The organism is Pseudonocardia kunmingensis, assembly GCF_006716445.1.
GTDB classification, from domain to species: domain Bacteria; phylum Actinomycetota; class Actinomycetes; order Mycobacteriales; family Pseudonocardiaceae; genus Pseudonocardia; species Pseudonocardia kunmingensis.
Window position 1 is genome coordinate 525,147 of the sequence record NZ_VFPA01000001.1, and the last position, 17,452, is coordinate 542,598.

15 protein-coding genes are annotated in these 17,452 nt (G+C 74.9%); 5 read left to right on the top strand and 10 right to left on the bottom strand.

Features of this window, described 5'->3' with window-relative positions; translation table 11 throughout:
- Complete coding sequence (locus FB558_RS02445) at window positions 1–1,971, top strand: hydantoinase B/oxoprolinase family protein (RefSeq protein WP_142047687.1); 1,971 nt, start codon at window positions 1–3, stop codon at window positions 1,969–1,971.
- A gap of 15 nt (window positions 1,972–1,986) precedes the next feature.
- Here FB558_RS02445 and FB558_RS02450 read toward each other — a convergent pair whose 3' ends face one another.
- The gene (locus FB558_RS02450; protein ID WP_142047688.1) at window positions 1,987–2,595 is read right to left on the bottom strand and encodes a LysE family translocator; all 609 of its coding nucleotides are present in this window, start codon (window positions 2,593–2,595) and stop codon (window positions 1,987–1,989) included.
- Entirely contained in the window at window positions 2,592–3,014 is a 423-nt protein-coding gene (locus FB558_RS02455; RefSeq protein ID WP_170231159.1) for a DUF2000 family protein, read from the bottom strand. Before FB558_RS02455 ends, FB558_RS02450 begins: the two co-directional genes overlap by 4 nt.
- 59 nt (window positions 3,015–3,073) lie before the next feature.
- Between FB558_RS02455 and FB558_RS02460 the strand changes: the two genes are divergently transcribed.
- Complete coding sequence (locus FB558_RS02460) at window positions 3,074–3,553, top strand: Lrp/AsnC family transcriptional regulator (protein ID WP_142047690.1); 480 nt, start codon at window positions 3,074–3,076, stop codon at window positions 3,551–3,553.
- Window positions 3,554–3,605: 52 nt separating this feature from the next.
- Here the strand turns inward: FB558_RS02460 and FB558_RS02465 are convergent, their stop codons facing one another.
- Window positions 3,606–4,496, bottom strand: a complete 891-nt coding sequence (locus FB558_RS02465; RefSeq protein ID WP_142047692.1) for an ABC transporter substrate-binding protein — start codon at window positions 4,494–4,496, stop codon at window positions 3,606–3,608.
- Window positions 4,497–4,514: 18 nt separating this feature from the next.
- A complete protein-coding gene (locus FB558_RS02470; protein ID WP_142047693.1) occupies window positions 4,515–5,729 on the bottom strand; it encodes a multidrug effflux MFS transporter in 1,215 nt (404 codons plus the stop codon).
- A 116-nt stretch (window positions 5,730–5,845) separates the two neighbouring features.
- Here FB558_RS02470 and FB558_RS02475 point away from each other — a divergent pair, with 116 nt between their 5' ends.
- Genes FB558_RS02475 through FB558_RS02485 form a run of 3 tightly spaced genes read left to right on the top strand, consistent with a single transcriptional unit; the run spans window position 5,846 to window position 9,445 of the window.
- Window positions 5,846–6,352, top strand: a complete 507-nt coding sequence (locus FB558_RS02475; RefSeq protein WP_142047695.1) for a (2Fe-2S)-binding protein — start codon at window positions 5,846–5,848, stop codon at window positions 6,350–6,352.
- Complete coding sequence (locus tag FB558_RS02480; RefSeq protein WP_142047697.1) at window positions 6,349–7,350, top strand: FAD binding domain-containing protein; 1,002 nt, start codon at window positions 6,349–6,351, stop codon at window positions 7,348–7,350. Before FB558_RS02475 ends, FB558_RS02480 begins: the two co-directional genes overlap by 4 nt.
- A gap of 1 nt (window position 7,351) precedes the next feature.
- Window positions 7,352–9,445 (top strand): xanthine dehydrogenase family protein molybdopterin-binding subunit, encoded by a 2,094-nt coding sequence (locus FB558_RS02485; protein ID WP_142047699.1) that lies wholly within the window; start codon window positions 7,352–7,354, stop codon window positions 9,443–9,445.
- A gap of 5 nt (window positions 9,446–9,450) precedes the next feature.
- Here the strand turns inward: FB558_RS02485 and FB558_RS02490 are convergent, their stop codons facing one another.
- The 6 genes from FB558_RS02490 to FB558_RS02515 form a co-directional block, all read right to left on the bottom strand.
- On the bottom strand, window positions 9,451–10,587 hold the full coding sequence (locus FB558_RS02490; RefSeq protein ID WP_142047701.1) for an ABC transporter ATP-binding protein: 1,137 nt from the start codon (window positions 10,585–10,587) through the stop codon (window positions 9,451–9,453).
- A 120-nt stretch (window positions 10,588–10,707) separates the two neighbouring features.
- Window positions 10,708–11,820: an acyl-CoA dehydrogenase family protein gene (locus tag FB558_RS02495; RefSeq protein ID WP_142047703.1), complete on the bottom strand. Its 1,113-nt coding sequence runs from the start codon at window positions 11,818–11,820 to the stop codon at window positions 10,708–10,710.
- Entirely contained in the window at window positions 11,813–12,997 is a 1,185-nt protein-coding gene (locus FB558_RS02500) for an acyl-CoA dehydrogenase family protein (RefSeq protein WP_142047705.1), read from the bottom strand. Before FB558_RS02500 ends, FB558_RS02495 begins: the two co-directional genes overlap by 8 nt.
- Window positions 12,998–13,142: 145 nt before the next feature.
- Window positions 13,143–13,637: a GNAT family N-acetyltransferase gene (locus FB558_RS02505; protein WP_246106218.1), complete on the bottom strand. Its 495-nt coding sequence runs from the start codon at window positions 13,635–13,637 to the stop codon at window positions 13,143–13,145.
- A 238-nt stretch (window positions 13,638–13,875) separates the two neighbouring features.
- Window positions 13,876–15,324, bottom strand: a complete 1,449-nt coding sequence (locus FB558_RS02510) for a rhamnulokinase (protein ID WP_246106473.1) — start codon at window positions 15,322–15,324, stop codon at window positions 13,876–13,878.
- A gap of 20 nt (window positions 15,325–15,344) precedes the next feature.
- On the bottom strand, window positions 15,345–17,381 hold the full coding sequence (locus FB558_RS02515) for a bifunctional aldolase/short-chain dehydrogenase (RefSeq protein ID WP_142047707.1): 2,037 nt from the start codon (window positions 17,379–17,381) through the stop codon (window positions 15,345–15,347).
- Window positions 17,382–17,452 lie beyond the last annotated feature (71 nt).

Below are 17,452 nucleotides of genomic sequence, written 5' to 3' on the forward strand. Positions count from 1 at the left end.
ATGACCCGCACACCCGCGACCCCGGCCGACCTCGACCCGGTGACCTTCGAGGTGCTCAAGAACGCGTTCGCCACGGCGGTGGACCTGATGAGCGAGCAGATCATGCGCACCTGCTACTCGTTCGTCATCTACGCGCGCGACTTCTCCTCCGCACTCTGCGACGCAGAGGGCAACACCGTGATGCAGGGCAGCGCCGACATCGCGGTGCACGTCGGCACCCTGCACTTCCAGTGCAAGGCCGTGCTCGAGGAGTTCGGCGACGACGTGCATCCCGGCGACGTCTTCGCGATCAACGATCCCTACCGCGGCGGCACCCACTTCAACGACGTCAGCTTCATCCGGCCCATCTTCGTCGAGGACCGGATCATCGGGTTCGCCCAGAACAAGGGGCACTGGGCCGACATCGGTGGCACCGTGCCGGGCTCGTTCGACGTCAACGCGAGCGAGCACTTCGGGGAGGGCCTGCGGATCACGCCGGTGCGCATCTGGCACCGCGGCCGGATGCTGCACGACGTGGCCCAACTGCTGGTGTCCAACACGCGATCGCCCTACAGCAGCATGGGCGACCTCAACGCACAGGCCGAGGCCACCGCCGTCTGCGAGCGCGAGGTGCTGCGGCTCGCTGACCGCTACGGCACCGACACGGTGGTCGCGGCGATGGGCGGGGTGCAGGACTACGTCGAACGAATCGTGCGCCACCGGCTCACCGAGCTGCCGCGCGGCACGTGGAGCACCGTCGACCACCTCGACGCCGACCCAGGGCAGCCGGAGGGGCTCGTGCCGGTCGTCGTGTCGATGACGATCGACGAGGACGGCATCCATTACGACCTCGCCGGCAGCGCGCCCGCAGTCTCGACATTCCTCAACTCCGGCTACGGCACCACGCACTCGGCCCTGTACGCGGGGACGAAGACGTTCTTCCCGGAGGTGCCGCTGAACTCCGGTTTCTACCGCGTGGTGCAGGCCGACATCGGTCCGGAGGGCACGGTGGTCAACGCCGGCTGGCCACATGCCGTCACCGGGTTCTGCTCCGGGCCCTACGAGAAGCTGATGAACGGGATCTTCGAGATCTGGTCGCAGGTGATGCCCGAGCGCGCGATGGCCTGCGCGTTCAACCTCGAGTACCTGCTCGTCGGCGGCCGCGACGCGCGGACGGCCGATCGCGCCTACTTCATGTGGTACGACTGGATGGCCGGTGGCTGGGGTGGCCGCGCCACCAAGGACGGCTCCGGCGCCACTGCGCCCGTGTTCGGCGCCGGGCTCGCCGTGCAGCCGGTCGAGGGACAGGAGCGGCTGTCCCCCGTGCTGACCTCGGCGCACCGCATCGTGGCCGACTCCGGCGGGCCGGGCCGCCACCGCGGCGGCTGCGGTCTGGAGAAGGGTGGCACGCTCACCGACTGCGAGAGCACCGTGATGTCGTACTGCTGCGACCGGGCGCGTTCGATCACGTGGGGGATCGAGGGCGGCCTGCCATCGGTCCCCCACGGGGTGTGGCTCAACAGGGGCACCGAGGAGGAGCGCTTCCTCGGCGCGACCTTCTCCGGCGTGCCCGTCCGGCCCGGCGACGCCTTCACCCGCCCGTCCGCGGGTGGTGGCGGGTTCGGCGACCCGCTGGAGCGCGATCCGGCGGCCGTGGTGGAGGACGTGGTGGACGGCTACGTCTCGGTGGCCCGCGCCGCACGGGACTACGGCGTGGTGATCACACCGATCGACCCCGAGCTCGACCGCTACGAGATCGACCGCACCGCCACCGACGAGCTGCGCCGCGAGATCGCCGGAGCGCGCCGCGGCTGGCTGGAGGAGGACGCCGCGGACGTCGCACGACGGTACCGGGAGGGAGAGCTGGACATCCTGGATCTGGTGCGCCGCTACGGGGTGATCGTGGACTGGGGCACCGGCGAGCTGCACGAGAACACCACGCGGCGGAACCGCGAGCTGATGGCGAAGCGGGCGGCGGCGTACTGGGGCTGAGCCACCCACCGCCGCTCATCCCCGGGCGACGGTGAGCGCGACACCCAGCAGCGCCCCGCCGGTGACGCCGTCGACCGCACGGCGCACCCGGGCGCGGGCGAGCGCGGCACGGCCCCGCCCGGCCACGAGGATCACCACCGCCCACCACAGCACCGACGCGACGATGGTGGTGGCGGCGAGCAGGAGCAGCTGCGCGGTCATCGCCGGGCCCGGGACGACGAACTGCGGGATCAGCCCGAGGAAGAAGAGCAGCGCTTTGGGGTTGAGCAGGTTCGTGGCGAGCCCGTCGCGGTACGGGTGCGGGGTGCGGGCGTCCCGGGCCTCCGAAGCGGGTGCGGGCCGGAACGCGGAACGCACCGCCTGGACGCCGAGCCACGCGAGGTAGGCGGCCCCCGCCAGGCGGATCGCGGTGAGCACGTCGGGCCGGGCCGCCAGCACGGCGGAGAGGCCCAGTGCCGCGGCTGCCGTGTGTCCGGCCAGCCCCGTGACGATGCCCGCGGCCGCCCGCGCCCCGCGCCGCGGGTGCTCCAGGGCGTGGCGCAGCACGACCGCGAAGTCCGGTCCCGGCGTGCACAGCACCACCAGCAGGACGCCGACGAACGCGGTCCAGCGCTCGATGCTCACGGGACCGGCACCGGGTCGGCGAGGGCGGACAGGTGCCTGGTGAGCCTGCGGACGGCGTTGCCCGGCCCGAGCAGCGCGACGGCGTGCAGCCCGATCCCGTCGGTGGGCGTGCGGGTCATCGCCTCTTCGAAAGCGGCGTAGGTGGGTGAGGCCTGCGCGAGGTCGGGGAAGGCCAGGGCGGTGACACCGGCGTCCGGTGCGGCGGCCCGGAGCGCCGCGAGCTCGGCGGGCGGCGCGGCCAGCACGGGCACGACGATCTCGGCGATGCCCGGCCAGCGGGAGCCGGAGGCGTCGGTCAGGTCGGGTCCGAGCGTGGCGGCACCCGCGGCGCCCGCGGAGGCGCCGAGCACGGCCGAGGCGTTGGCGATCAGCCACCGCGGAGCGGCGGGGTCGAGGACGAGGACACAGCGGGGAGGCACCCCACGAATCTCGGGGATCGTCCGACTTCTCGCAAACCACTCCGGATACTGTCCGGGCCATGCCTCGTGACGCCCAACTCGATCCGGTGGACTGGCGGATCCTGCAGCAGTTGCAGGACGACGCGTCCGTGACCAACAAGGAGCTGGCGGCCCGGGTCGGGCTGCCGACGTCGTCGTGCCACGAGCGGGTGCGGCGGCTGCGCGCGCTCGGCGTGATCACGGCGGTCCGCGCGGTGGTGGACCCGGCCGCCGTCGGGCGCGGCCTGCACGCGTTCATCGCCATCCAGCTGCGCCCGCACCGCCGGGAGCTGGTCGAGTCGCTCACCGCCGCCGTACTGGCGCTGCCGGAGACCCTCGCGTTCTACACGGTCTCCGGACCGGACGACTTCTTCCTCCACGTCGCGGTGGCCGACAGCGCCCACCTGCACCGGCTGATCGTCGACCACCTCACCACCCGCCCGGAGATCGGCCACGCCCAGACCCACCTGATCTTCGACCGGCCGCGGGTGTCGCCGGTCCGGCCGACGCGCGTCCCGTGACGAGCCCGGGTCCGAGCTGATCGCCGTGCGCCGGGCGCGGTCCCCCTACCGATCAGCGCCCGGGCGGGCCGACGCGGGCGATCCGCCCCGGCGGCGGTTCCGGCACGGCGTCCGCGTGCAGCGCCCACGCGATCGCCTCGATCCCGTCGACGAGCCGCGGCCCGGCGCGCACGACGTAGGAGTCGGCGTCGATCGCGAACACCGGGGCGTCGGGGAACCGCTCGCGCACGGTGGCGGCCTGCGCCAGGGCGTCGTCGAGGCCGTACCCGCAGGGCGCGACGAGCACCGCGTCCACGGGCAGCGCCGCCAGCTGCGCCCACTCCGCCGACGTGCTGCGCCCGCCGTCCGCCCCGCCGACCGGCTCCCCGCCCGCGCGGCGCACCAGCTCGGGCACCCAGTGCCCGGCGAGGAACGGCGGGTCGACCCACTCCAGCACGAGCACGCGGGGTCGCGGCCGGCCCGCCACGACGCCCGCCACCGCCGCCAACCGGGCGCGCAGCCGTGCCACCAGTGCCTCGGCCTCCGCCGCGGCGTCCGCCCGCTCCCCGATCGCGACGACCGCGGCGAGCACCTCGTCCACGGTGTGCGGATCGACCGAGAGGACGTCCGCGGCGCAGCCGATCGCCGCGAGGGCCTCGGAGACCGTGCCTGCGGGCAGCGCGCACACCCGGCACAGGTCCTGCGTGAGGATCAGGTCGGGCGCCAGGCCTGCCAGCGCGGCCCGGTCCAGCTCGTACAACGGCAGGCCCCGCGCCACGCGCTCGCGGACCGCGGCGTCGATCGCGGCGGGCTCCAGGCCGGCAGGCAAGGCCGTGTCCACGACCACGGCCGCGCGCCGCCGGGCGTCGGCGTCGCACTCGTAGGTCACCGCCACCAGGTCGTCGGCGCGCCCGAGGACGGTGACGATCTCGGTGGCCGCCGGGAGCAGCGAGGCGATCCGCACGGGCGAAGCGTAGGCCGGTCAGCCCGCGGGCACCGGCTGCCGCATCCGCCACACCGCCACGTAGGCGAGGCCTCCCGCGAGCGCCGAGCCGAGGATCGTCGCGGCCATGACGACCGGGGTGACCCCGCCCAGCGAGGCCAGTGGCGGCACGGTGGCCGCGAATGCGAACTGCAGCACCCCGAGCAGCGCGGACGCCGTACCGGCCCGGTGGCCCTGTCCGCCGAGCGCCAGCGCCGTCGCGTTCGGCATGAGCAGGCCGGTGCAGGACACGAGCACGAACAGCGGCGGCAGCAGCGCCCACACCGACCGGGTGGTGAGCGCGCAGACCAGCAGGACCAGCGCCGCGGCGAGCTCGACCGCGACCCCCGCGCCCAGCAGGCGCCGCGGGCCGGCCCGCCCGACCGACCACGCGCTGATCCGCCCGGCGAGCACGATCCCGAGCGCGTTCACCGCGAACACCAGGGCGTAACCCTGCGCGTCGAGGGCCCCGTCCACCACGGCGGGGTCCTGCAGCACGAAGCTGCCCATCGCGATGTAGGTGAACATCGCGCACATCCCCAGGCCCTGCACGAGGCCGGGCAGCAGGAACGTCCGGTCGCGCGCGACGTCGCGCAGCGTGCGGGCCACGACCCCGAGCCCGCCCGCGCGGCGGCGCTCCGGCGGCAGGGTCTCGCGCTGGGTGAGCGCCGCCGCGAACAGCACCGCACCGATGGCGGCGAGCGCACCGAAGACGCCCCGCCAGTCGGTGACGCGCAGCAGCTGCCCGCCGAGCACCGGCCCCGCGACCGGCGCCGTGCCGCTCACGAGCATGAGCAGCGCGAACACCCGCGCCGCGGCGGCGCTGTCGTAGAGGTCGCGGACCATCGCCCGCGCGATCACCAGCCCGGCACCACCCGCGATCCCGGTGAGCAGCCGCAGCGCGAGCAGCACCTCGATCGACGGGGCCAGCGCGCACAGGGCCGCCGAGACCGCGAACAGCCCCACGCCGGCCAGCAGCGGCCACCGCCTGCCCACGCGGTCGGTGGCCGGGCCGACCAGCAGCTGCCCGAGCGCGAGCCCGACCATGCACGTCGAGAGCGTCAGCTGGGCCGACGCCTCCGGCGTGCGCAGGTCCGCGGCGAGCTGCGGCAGCGCGGGGAGGTAGAGGTCCAGCGCCAGCGGGCCGAACGCGGACAGCCCGCCCAGGGCGAGCACGCGCCCCAGCGGCACGCGGGTGGGGACGGAGCCGGTCACCCGTCCTTCCTACGTCGCGCGGACGCAGGACGCTGCACGCCCCGGCAGGTGTCACAGATCGGCTCGCCGATCTGGCGTACCGGTGTAACGAGGAGGCCCCGGGGAAAGCAGGGGTCATGGACGCCGACATCACCCTGCACGTCGACGGCCGGCCGCGGCAGGTCACCGTCGACACCCGCACCACCCTGCTCGACGCGCTGCGCGAGCGGCTGGGGGTGATCAGCCCGAAGAAGGGCTGCGACCACGGCCAGTGCGGGGCATGCACCGTGCTGCTCGACGGCCGGAGGGTGCTGTCCTGCCTCGTACTGGCCGTCACGCGGAACGGCCACGAGGTCACCACCGCCGACGGGCTCGCACCCGCCGGGGCGCTGCACCCGGTGCAGCAGGCGTTCCTCGACCACGACGGGTACCAGTGCGGCTACTGCACCCCCGGCCAGGTGTGCTCGGCGGTCGGTGTCCTGGACGAGCTCGACGCGGGCTGGGCCAGCATCGTCACCCCGGACGGCGCCGAACCGCACCTGGACGACGAGGAGGTCGCGGAGCGGATGAGCGGCAACCTGTGCCGCTGCGGCGCCTACGCCGGCATCCGCGCGGCCGTCACGTCCGCGGGAGGCGCGCGATGAGGCCGTTCGCCTACGAGGCTCCCGGCGACGCCGCCGACGCGGTCCGGGTGGTCAGCGCCGACCCGGAGGCGGCGTTCCTCGCGGGCGGCACCAACCTCGTCGACCACCTGAAGCTCGGCGTCGCGGAGCCGGGGTTGCTGGTCGACGTGACCGCGTTGACCTCCGCCGAGATCCGCGACGACGACGGGGGCGGCTTGTGGATCGGCGCCGGCGTGCGCAACAGCGACCTGGCCGCCGACCGGCGCGTCCGCGAGCGCTACCCGGTGCTCGCGCAGGCCCTGCTCTCGGGCGCGTCCGGGCAGCTGCGCAACATGGCGACGACGGGCGGCAACCCGTTGCAGCGCACCCGCTGCGTCTACTTCCAGGACGTCACGACGCCGTGCAACAAGCGCGACCCCGGCTCGGGCTGCGCCGCCGTCGGTGGCGCGACGCGCGGGCACGCGGTGCTCGGCGCCTCGCGGCACTGCATCGCCACCCACCCGTCGGACATGGCCGTGGCCCTGGCCGCGCTGGACGCCCGCGTGCACGTGCTCGGCGTCGACGGCGAGCGCACGCTGCCGTTCGTCGACCTGCACCGGCTGCCCGGGGACCGGCCCGAGCAGGACACCGTGCTGTCGCACGGCGAGCTGATCACGGCGATCGACCTCCCGCCACTGCCGATGGCCCGCCGCTCCCGCTACCGCAAGGTGCGCGACCGCGCCTCCTACGCGTTCGCGCTGGTCTCCGTGGCCGCCGCGCTCGACGTGGCCGGCGGGGTGGTGCGGGACGCGCGGGTCGCCTTCGGCGGCGTGGCGCACAAGCCGTGGCGCGCCCACCGCGCCGAGGAGGTCCTGCGCGGGGCGGCCCCGGACGTCCGCAGCTTCCGCGCCGCAGCCGACGCCGAGCTCTCCGACGCCCGCCCGCAGGACGGCATCGACGGCGGCAACGCGTTCAAGATCCCGCTGCTGACGCGCACGCTCGTGGCGGTGCTGCGCGAGCTGGCCGTCGAGGAGGCGTGAGATGACCGAACTGCTGGAGCCCCACGCCATCGGGCGCGACCTCGTCCGCCGCGACGGCGCCGACAAGGTGCGCGGCCTGGCCGTCTACGCCTACGAGACCCCGGTGGAGCACGCGGCGTACTGCCACCCCGTCCAGTCCCGCATCGCCCGCGGGCGGGTGAACGCGATCGACACCGCGGCCGCCGAGGCGCTCGAGGGCGTGCTGGCCGTGCTCACGCCCCTGACCGCGGAACGGCTGCCCGCAGCCGAGGACGCCGAGCTCGCCGTGCTGCAGAGCACCGACATCGCCTTCCGGGGCCAGTTCGTGGGCGTGGTGGTCGCCGAGACCTCGGAGGTGGCACGGCGCGCCGCCGACCTCGTGCACGTCGACTACGCCGACGACACCCACGACGTCACGCTCGCGGCCGACCGCGACGACCTCTACGCCCCGGAGAAGGTCAACCCGGCGTTCCCGACCGACACCACCGAGGGCGACGTCGAGACAGCGCTCGCGGAGGCGCCGGTGACCGTCCGGCAGACCTACACGACCGCGATGTACCACAACAACCCGCTCGAACCGCACGCCACGACCGCCTTGTGGGACGGCACGTCGCTGACGCTGTGGGACTCCACGCAGGGCGTGCACCCGGCGCGCAGCGCGATCTGCGCGGTGTTCGGCCTCGACGCGGAGCGGGTGCGGGTGATCTGCCCGTACGTGGGCGGCGGGTTCGGGTCGAAGGGCGTGCCGCACGCCCACGTGGTGCTCGCCGCGCTGGCGGCCCGCGCCGTGCCCGGGCGCGCGGTGAAGCTGGCGCTCACCCGCCAGCAGATGTTCTCCCTCGCCGGCTACCGCACCCCGACGATCCAGCGCGTCCAGCTGGGCGCCGACCGCGAGGGCCGGCTCTCGGCGATCGCCCACGACGTCGTCGAGCAGACCTCGCGCATCAAGGAGTTCGCCGAGCAGACCGCCGTGGTGAGCCGGCACGTGTACGCCGCGCCGCACCGGCGCACCACGCACCGCCTCGCGGCGCTCGACGTGCCGGTGCCCTCGTGGATGCGCGCACCCGGCGAGTGCCCGGGGATGTTCGCGCCCGAGGTCGCGATGGACGAGCTCGCCTGCGAACTGGGCATCGACCCGGTCGAGCTGCGGATCCGCAACGAGCCCGACGTCGACCCGGAGTCGGGCAAGCCGTTCTCCAGCCGCAGGCTCGTGGAGTGCCTGCGCGAGGGCGCCGCACGCTTCGGCTGGGCCGGCCGCGACCCGCGTCCGGCTGCGCACCGCGAGGGCGGCTGGCTCGTCGGCACCGGCGTCGCGTCCTCGATCTACCCGGCGATGCGGCAGCCCTCCAGCGCGGTGATCCGGTTCGAGCGGGGTCGCTACGTGGCCCGGATCGGCGCCGCCGACCTGGGCACCGGCGCCTGGACCGTCCTCCCGCAGATCACCGCCGACGCCCTCGGCGTGCCGAGCGAGGACGTCGACGTGCTCATCGGCGACACCGACCATCCCACCGCCTCGGTGGCCGGAGGGTCGTCGGGGACGTCGAGCTGGGGCTCGGCGCTGGTCGCGGTCGCGCGGGCGTTCCGCGACAAGTTCGGCACCGAGCCCGACGACGGCGACGAGATCGACGGCTCCTCCGGGCCGAACCCCGAGGCCGAGCAGTGGGCGATGTTCGCGTTCGGCGCGCAGTTCGTCGAGGCGCGCGTGCACGCCGACACCGGCGAGATCCGCGTGCCGCGGGTGCTCGGCGTGTTCGACGCCGGGCGCATCGTCAACCCGCGCACCGCGCGCTCGCAGTTCCTCGGCGGGATGACCATGGGCCTGTCGATGGCGCTCGAGGAGGAGAGCGTGCTCGACCCGCGGTTCGGGCACGTCGTCAACCACGACCTCGCCGAGTACCACGTGGCGGTCGACGCCGACGTCGGCGACGTGCAGGCCCACTGGCTCGACGGCGCCGACCCGCACGTCAACCCGATGGGCGCCAAGGGCATCGGCGAGATCGGGATCGTCGGCACGGCGGCCGCGGTGTCGAACGCCGTCCACCACGCCACCGGCGTGCGCGTCCGGGACCTCCCGATCACCCTCGACAAGCTGCTGGCGGCCCTGCCCGACACCTGATCCGGTCAGGCCGGGTGCAGGAGCGCCTCCCCCGACACCGGGTCGAAGACGTGCGCGCGCCGGGCGTCCACGACCAGCTCGGCACGGGCGCCCTCGCGCAGCGCCGAGCCGCCCGGCACGCGCGCCACCACGGAGGCCCCGTCGGCCTCCCCGGGCACGGTGACCTCGGCGCTCACCACGGCGTCGGCACCCGGCCGCTCCACGCGGCGCACCGACACCGGCAGCGCGACCGAGGCCGGATCGGCGCCCGGTCCAGCCTCCGCGACGTCCTCGGCGCGCAGACCCAGCAGCACCGGCGCCCCGACATGGGCGGCGAGCCCAGCCGGCACCGGCCCCCAGAGCGGGAGAGTGCGCCCGCCGACCTGGAAGCCCGCGCAACCGCCCGACGCGACCAGCCGCGCCGGCAGCAGTCCCAGGCCGGGCCCGCCGACGAACTCGGCGACGAACACGTCGGCCGGAGCCCGGTACACCTGGCGGGGCCGGTCGAGCTGGCGGATGCGGCCGTCGTGCAGCACGGCGAGCCGGTCGCCGACGGCCATCGCCTCGGCCTGGTCGTGCGTGACGTAGAGCGCGCCCACCCCCGAGGTGCGCACGGCGTCGACGATCGTGCGGCGGGTGCGCGAACGCTCGGCCGCGTCGAGGTGCGCCAGCGGCTCGTCGAACAGGAACGCCCGCGGCGTGCGCACCAGCGAACGGCCGACACCGGCGAGCCCGTTCTCCCCGGCCGACAGGGTGCGGGGCAACCGCGGCAGCAGCCGGACCAGCCCCAGCAGCCTGCTGCGGGCCGCCACCCGCCGGGCCGCCTCGGGCGGCGCGACGCCGAACGCGCCGGCCGAGCGCGTGAGGTTCGCGGCCACGTCGAGGAACGGCACGAGCGACCCTTCGCGGAAGACCATCGTGACGTCGCGCCGCGCCACTGCCACGCCGGTGACGTCCTGCCCGGCCACCAGCACCCGGCCCCGCCGGACCGCCTGGAGCCCCGCGACGGCCCGCAGCGCGGTGGTCTTGCCGCTGCCCGACGGCCCGACGACCGCGAGCACCTCCCCGGGACGGGTCAGCAGCGTGACGCCGCGCAGCGCGGGCTCGCCGCCGTAGGTCACGGTGACGTCCTCGAGCCCCGTGCGCTGCTCCCCACCGTCCACGAGGTGGAACGCTAGCCACGCCCCGCACCGCTGTCACCCGAGTTGGGTCGCAAGATCGCAGGTCAGAGGCCCGATAACCGCTTGACGACCGCAGCTCCGATGTTCGCTCCGCAAGCTCCGCTAGCCGCTCGCCACCGCCGGCGACCCCGTCGCCCGCGCCGTGTCGAGCACCCGCGCGGCGATCCGTTCCCGGTGCGCCGCGGCGCCGCCCAGCAGCGCGGCGTCGCTCACGGCCCGCTTGAGGTACAGGTGCGCGGGGTGCTCCCAGGTGAAGCCGATCCCGCCGTGCAGCTGCACGGCGTCGGACGTCACCCGCTGGTAGGCCTCCGAGCAGGTGGCCTGCGCGATCCCGACGGCGAGGTCGGCGTCGTCGCTCCCGTCCTGCAACGCCCACGCCGCGTGCTGGGCGGCGGAGCGGGCGTGCTCCACGAGCACGAACATGTCCGCGCACCGGTGCTTGACCGCCTGGAAGGAGCCGATCGGACGCCCGAACTGCAGCCGGGTGCCCGCGTAGGCGACGGTGAGGTCGAGCATCCGCTGCGCCCCTCCCACCTGCTCGGCCGCGAGCAGCGCCCCGCCGACGTGCAGCGCGGCCGTGACGGCGCGCCCCGCATCGGCGCCGGTGGCGAGCAGGCGCGCCGGCGTGGCGTCGAACCGGACCCGGGCCTGGCGGCGCGTGCGGTCCAGGGTGGACAGCGGGGTGCGCTCGCCGCCGTCGGTGGCGTAGAGCGCGAGGCCGTCCGGGGTGCGCGCGGGCACCAGCAGCACGTCGGCCGCACCGTCGACGACCTGGGCGACCTCGCCGGTGAGCCGGTGGCCGTCGGCGGTGACGGTCGGGTCCGTGGCGGTCAATGCGTCGGCGGGCACGGCGAGGGCGCCCGTGCGCTCCCCCGCCACGAGTGCGGGGAGCAGCTCCTCGCCCCCGGCCGCGACGAGCGCGGGGATCGCGAGGCCGACCGTGCCCAGCACCGGGCCGGGCACGAGCGCCGCACCGAACTCCTCCGCGACGATCGCCTGGTCGACGATCCCGCCGCCCGCGCCGCCGCGGTCCTCGGGCACCGCCAGCCCGAGCACGCCCAGCTCGCCGCCCAGCCGCGCCCACAGCGCGGGGTCGTGCCCGGTGTCGCTGTCCATCAGCCGCCGCACGGTGGCCTCGTCGAACCGGTCGGCGCAGAACTGCCGCACGGCGCTGCGCAGGTCCTGCTGCTCCTCCGAGAACAGGTACTCAGCCACGGGGGATCTCCTTCCACGGCTTGCCGGCGTCGGCACGCAGGTCACCGGGCAGGCCGAGGATCCGTTCGCCGAGGATGTTGCGCAGCACCTCCGAGGTGCCCCCTTCGATCGTGTTGGCGCGGGCGCGCAGGAACCGCTGCTGCACCGGCCCGCGGTAGTCCTCCATGCGCGTGATCTCGCGCTGGGTGTAGTCGCCGTAGAGCGTGGCCTCGGGCCCGATCAGCTCCATGCAGAACTCGTAGACCTGCTGGTTGAGCTCGGCGTTGACGAGCTTCGCGATGGAGCCCTCCGGCCCCGGCGAACCCGTGGTGGCCGAGCGCCGCGCGCGCTCGTCGGTGAGCCGCTGCGCCTCCGCGCGCGTCCACAGCGCGGCGAGCCGGTCGCGCAGCACCGGGGTGTGCCGCTGCGGGTAGCGGGCCCACAGCTCCACCGCCTCGGCGATCGTGCCCTCGCCGCGCACGGACGACGACCCGCCGATCGCGGAGCGCTCGTTCATCAGCGTGGTCATCGCGACCCGCCAGCCGTTGCCGACCTCGCCGAGGCGGTGGGAGTCGGGGATGCGGGCGTCGGAGAGGTAGACCTCGTTGAACTCGGCCTGCCCGGTCATCTGCCGCAGCGGCCGGGTCTCGACGCCCGGGGCCTGCATGTCGAGCACGAAGTAGGTGAGCCCCTTGTGCTTGGGCTGGTCGGGGTCGCTGCGCGCGAGCAGCAGGGCGTAGCGGGCGCGGTGCGCGAGGCTCGTCCACACCTTCTGCCCGTTGACGACCCACTCGTCGCCGTCCCGGACCGCGGAGGTCGCGAGCCCGGCGAGGTCGGACCCGGCCCCGGGCTCGGAGAACAGCTGGCACCAGATGTGCTCGGTGGTCGCGAGCGGTCGGAGCAGGTCGCGTGCCAGCTCCGGGGAGCCGTGCTCGAGCACGGTGGCCGCCGCCATCCCGTGGCCGATCGGGTTGAGCGAGAACGGGTTCGGCCCGCCCGCCTCCTGCAGGATCGCGTCGGCGGTGGCCTGCAGCCCCCGCGACACCCCGAGGCCGCCGAGCCCCTCGGGGAAGTGCACCCAGGACAGGCCGGCATCGAAGCAGGCGCCCAGGAACTCGCTCGTGGGCAGCGAACGGGGGTCGTGGGACTCCACGACCTTCCGGGCGGCCTCCTCGACCCTGGCGCGGTCGTCGTCCATGACACCTCCGTGCCGACACTCGCTGACGGTCAACGCTGACCGTAACGGATCGCGCGGTGCCGGTCACCGGTTCCGCGGCACGGGCCGGCCCCGGCGTGGTGCGCGGGGCCGCCCCTCGAGCTCTGACGAGCGGCACTCTCGTCGGCTAGGGACCGACGAGAGTGCCGTTCGTCAGGGCGGGACGGGGTTCCACCGCGCGTTCGTAGCAGACCGAGAGCGTCGAGTTCGCGTAGTGGCCGTAGTTCTCGATCCTCCGGTAGCCGTGGCGCTCGTAGAAGGCCATCGCGTCGGGCTGCGCGGTGCCGGTCTCCAGGAGCAGGCGGGTCCAGCCCCGACGGGCGGCCTCCGCCTCCAGGGCGGCGAGCACGGCCCCGGCCACCCCGCCGCGCCGCCGCTGCGGCACCACGTACATGCGCTTCACCTCGCCCGCGCCCGGCTCCAGCTCCCGCAGGGCCCCGCACCCGACGGCGGCGCCGTCCGCGTCCCGGGCGAGCAGGAACACCGTCGTGTCCGCGGCCGTCGGCGCCGGACCCGGCTCGCTGTCCGGGGTGCCGTACCGGGCGGCGAGCTCGGCGCGCTGGGCCTCCCGCAGCGCGGTGGCCTCCGGGTGGTCGAACGGGACGGTCTCGATCCGCAGCACGCCCCGACCGTACGACGCCGCCGCCCCCGGCAGGTGACACACCGATTTCGGTGCTCACACACCGACTGCAGTCGGTGTGTGAGGCACGAAGTCGGTGTGTGAGCGAGCAGCACACCACGGCTGGTCCGCCAGCGCCACCGTGCACCTCGCATCGATCACCGCTGTCGCACACCGACATCTGCGGTCCCGCACCGACTGCAGTCGGTGCGTGGGACACGAAGTCGGTGTGCGAGCGGGCTCAGGCGGGAGCCGGCTGCCCCAGCCGCCGCTCCGCCGCCGCCCAGGCGCGGTCGTCGCCCTGCGGCTCGTAGCGCTCCAACCGCTGCGTCGCGCGCAGCAGGGCGCGCATCTCGGGCAGGCCGCCGCGGACCGCGCCCAGTGCGCGGGCCTGCACCAGGACGTTCCCCAGCGCCGTGGCCTCCACCGGGCCCGCCACGACCGGGAGGCCGCAGGCGTCGGCCGTGAGCTGGCAGAGCAGGGCGTTGCGCGCGCCGCCGCCGACCACGTGGACGACGTCGACGGCGCGGCCGGACAACGCCACCGCCTCCCGGACCGTGCGGCGGTGGGCGAGCGCGAGGCTGTCGAGCACGCACCGCACGGTGGCGCCGCGGTCGCGCGGCGGCTCCTGGCCGGTGCGCCGGCACGCCGCAGCGATCCGCTCGGGCATGTCTCCCGGCGCGAGGAACCCCGGGTCCCCCGCGTCGACCACCGCGGCGAACGCGGGGGCGCGCGCCGCGTCGTCGAGCAGGGCGAGCAGGTCGGCGCCGGGCCAGGCCCGCAGGCACTCCTGCAGCAGCCACAGGCCCATGACGTTGCGCAGGTAGCGCACCGTGGCGTCGACGCCGAGCTCGTTGGAGAAGTTCGCCACCCGGCTCTCCTCGGTGAGCACCGGCGCGTCCAGCTCGACGCCGACGAGCGACCAGGTGCCGCAGGAGATGAACGCGAACCGCTCCCCCTCGGCGGGCACCCCGACCACCGCCGACGCCGTGTCGTGCGAACCGACCGCGATCACCGGGACCGGGCCGGACAAGCCGGTGTCGGCCAGCACGTGCGGCGCGACCTCCCCGACCCGCTCCCCCGGCTCGACGAGCGGCGCGAACAGCCCCGGGTCGATGCCGGCCCGCCGCATGACCTCGGCCGACCAGTCCCGCTCGCGGACGTCGAGCAGACCCGTGGTGGAGGCGCTGGTCACCTCGGCCCGCCGGGCCCCGGTGAGCCAGTACGCGAGCAGGTCGGGCAGCAGCAGCAGGTCGGTGGCCGCCTCCAGCTGCGGCGTGCCGGCGGCCGCCACCAGCTGGTAGATCGTGTTGATCGGCATCACCTGCACGCCGGTGGCCCCGTACAGCTGCGCGGGCGGGAACGTCTCCCCCAGCCGCTGCGCCACCCCGTCGGTGCGGGCGTCGCGGTGGTGCACGACGTTGCCGAGCAGGGCGCCCGTGCGGTCGAGCAGGCCGAAGTCGACGCCCCACGAGTCGATGCCGACCGCGTCCAGCGCGGGGCCAGCGGCGCGCAGCCCGTCCAGCAGGCCGCGGTAGAGCGCGAGCAGGTCCCAGTGCAGGGTGTCGCCCAGCCGCACCGGCCCGTTGGGGAACCGGGCGGCCTCGGTGAGCTCCAGCCGGTCGGGGCCCACCTCGGCGGCCATGACCCGGCCGCTGGACGCCCCGAGGTCGACCGCCGCGACCCGCACGCCTGCCACGCCCGCCGCCCTCAGCGCAGGAAGGCCGCGGCGACCCCGGCGTCGACCGGGATGTGCAGGCCCGTGGTGTGGGTGAGGTCGCCACCGGTGAGGGCGAAGACCGCCGCGGCCACGTGCTCGGGCAGCACCTCGCGCTTGAGCAGGGTGCGCTGGGCGTAGAACGCGCCCAGCTCCTCCTCGGGCACGCCGTAGACGGCGGCCCGCTGCGCACCCCAGCCGCCGGCGAAGATCCCGGAGCCGCGCACCACGCCGTCCGGGTTGACGCCGTTGACGCGGATCCCGTGCCCGCCGAGCTCCGCGGCCAGCAGCCGCACCTGGTGGGCCTGGTCGGCCTTCGCGGCACCGTAGGCCACGTTGTTCGGGCCGGCGAACACGCCGTTCTTGCTGGCGATGTAGACGATGTCGCCGCCCATGCCCTGCGCCACCATCGCCTTCGCGGCGGCACGGGAGACCAGGAACGACCCCTTCGCCATGACGTCGTGCTGGAGGTCCCAGTCGTCGTCGGTGGTCTCCAGCAGCGGCTTCGAGATCGAGAGCCCCGCGTTGTTGACGACGAGGTCGACACCACCGAACGCCAGCGCCGCGGCGTCCACCGCGGCGGCCACGGCGGCGGAGTCGGTGACGTCCACGGTGACCGGCACGGCCACGTCGGTCGACCCGAGCTCGGCGGCGACGGCGGCCGCGGCCTCGGCGTCCCGGTCGGCCACGGCCACGCACGCGCCCTCGGCCGCGAGGCGCTGCGCGATGGCCTTGCCGATGCCGGAGCCGCCGCCGGTGACGAGCGCGACGCGCCCCGCGAGCGGCTTGGGCTTCGGCATCCGCGCGAGCTTGGCCTCCTCGAGGGCCCAGTACTCGATGCGGAACTTCTCCGACTCCGGGATCGGCGCGTAGGTCGACACGGCTTCGGCGCCGCGCATCACGTTGATCGCGTTGACGTAGAACTCGCCGGCCACGCGCGCCGTCTGCTTGTTCGCGCCGAAGCTGAACATGCCCACGCCCGGCACGAGCACGATCGCCGGGTCGGCTCCGCGCATCGCCGGGGAGTCCGGAGTGGCGTGGCGCTCGTAGTAGGCGCGGTAGTCCTCGCGGTAGGCCGCGTGCAGCTCGCGCAGCCGCGCGACGACGTCCTCGAGGGGAGCTGTGGCGGGCAGGTCGAGCACGAGGGGTGCGACCTTGGTGCGCAGGAAGTGGTCCGGGCAGCTCGTGCCGAGCGCGGCGAGGGGCTCCAGCTTCTCGCGGGACAGGAAGTCCAGCACGACGTCCGCGTCGGTGAAGTGCCCGACCTGGCGACGGTCGGTGGACGCCAGCCCCCGCACCACGGGCGCGAGTGCGGCCGCGCGGGCCCGCCGCTCGTCCTCGGGCAGTGCCTCGAAGCCGGGGCGCAGCGGTCCGAACGGCTCCGCCGCGCCCCGGGAGTCGAGGTAGGCCTGCGCGGTGCGGATGATCTCCATGGAGTTCCGCTCGCACTCCTGGCTGGTGGCGCCCCACGCGGTGATGCCGTGCCCGCCGAGGATCACGCCGACGGCCTGGGGGTTCGCCGCCTTCACCGCCGCGATGTCCAGGCCCAGCTGGAACCCCGGGCGCCGCCAGGGCACCCACACGACCCGGTCGCCGAAGACCTCCTTGGTGAGCGCCTCCCCGTCGGCCGCGGTGGCCAGCGCGATGCCGGCGTCGGGGTGCAGGTGGTCGACGTGCTCGGCCTCCACCAGCCCGTGCATGGCCGTGTCGATCGACGGCGCCGCCCCGCCCTTGCCGTGCAGGCAGTAGTCGAAGGCGGCGACCATCTCGTCCTCGCGCTCGACGCCCGGGTAGACGTCCACCAGCGCCCGCATCCGGTCCAGCCGCAGCACGGCCAGGCCCTTCTCGGTGAGGGTGCCGAGGTCGCCACCGGAGCCCTTGACCCACAGCAGCTCGACCGGCGCGCCGGTGACCGGGTCGGTCTCCGAGCCCTTCGCCGAGGTGTTGCCGCCGGCGTAGTTGGTGGTGGTCGGGTCGGCACCGAGCCGGTTGCTCCGCGCGATGAGCTCGGAGACGGTGGGGTGAGTCATGATCCCTTCCGGGGGTCTCTGGGTTGCGGCACAGCCACTTTCACGCAACGTGGTTGCAGCAAAGCCACTCT

What these genes read in the sequence shown, in the direction of transcription:
- FB558_RS02445 (WP_142047687.1), top strand. Translation starts at nt 1, where the DNA reads ATGACCCGCACACCCGCGACCCCGGCCGACCTCGACCCGGTGACCTTC.
- FB558_RS02485 (WP_142047699.1), top strand. Translation starts at nt 7,352, where the DNA reads ATGACCGAACTGCTGGAGCCCCACGCCATCGGGCGCGACCTCGTCCGC.
- FB558_RS02500 (WP_142047705.1), bottom strand. Translation starts at nt 12,997, where the DNA reads ATGGACGACGACCGCGCCAGGGTCGAGGAGGCCGCCCGGAAGGTCGTG.
- FB558_RS02515 (WP_142047707.1), bottom strand. Translation starts at nt 17,381, where the DNA reads ATGACTCACCCCACCGTCTCCGAGCTCATCGCGCGGAGCAACCGGCTC.
- FB558_RS02460 (WP_142047690.1), top strand. Translation starts at nt 3,074, where the DNA reads ATGCCTCGTGACGCCCAACTCGATCCGGTGGACTGGCGGATCCTGCAG.
- FB558_RS02475 (WP_142047695.1), top strand. Translation starts at nt 5,846, where the DNA reads ATGGACGCCGACATCACCCTGCACGTCGACGGCCGGCCGCGGCAGGTC.
- FB558_RS02480 (WP_142047697.1), top strand. Translation starts at nt 6,349, where the DNA reads ATGAGGCCGTTCGCCTACGAGGCTCCCGGCGACGCCGCCGACGCGGTC.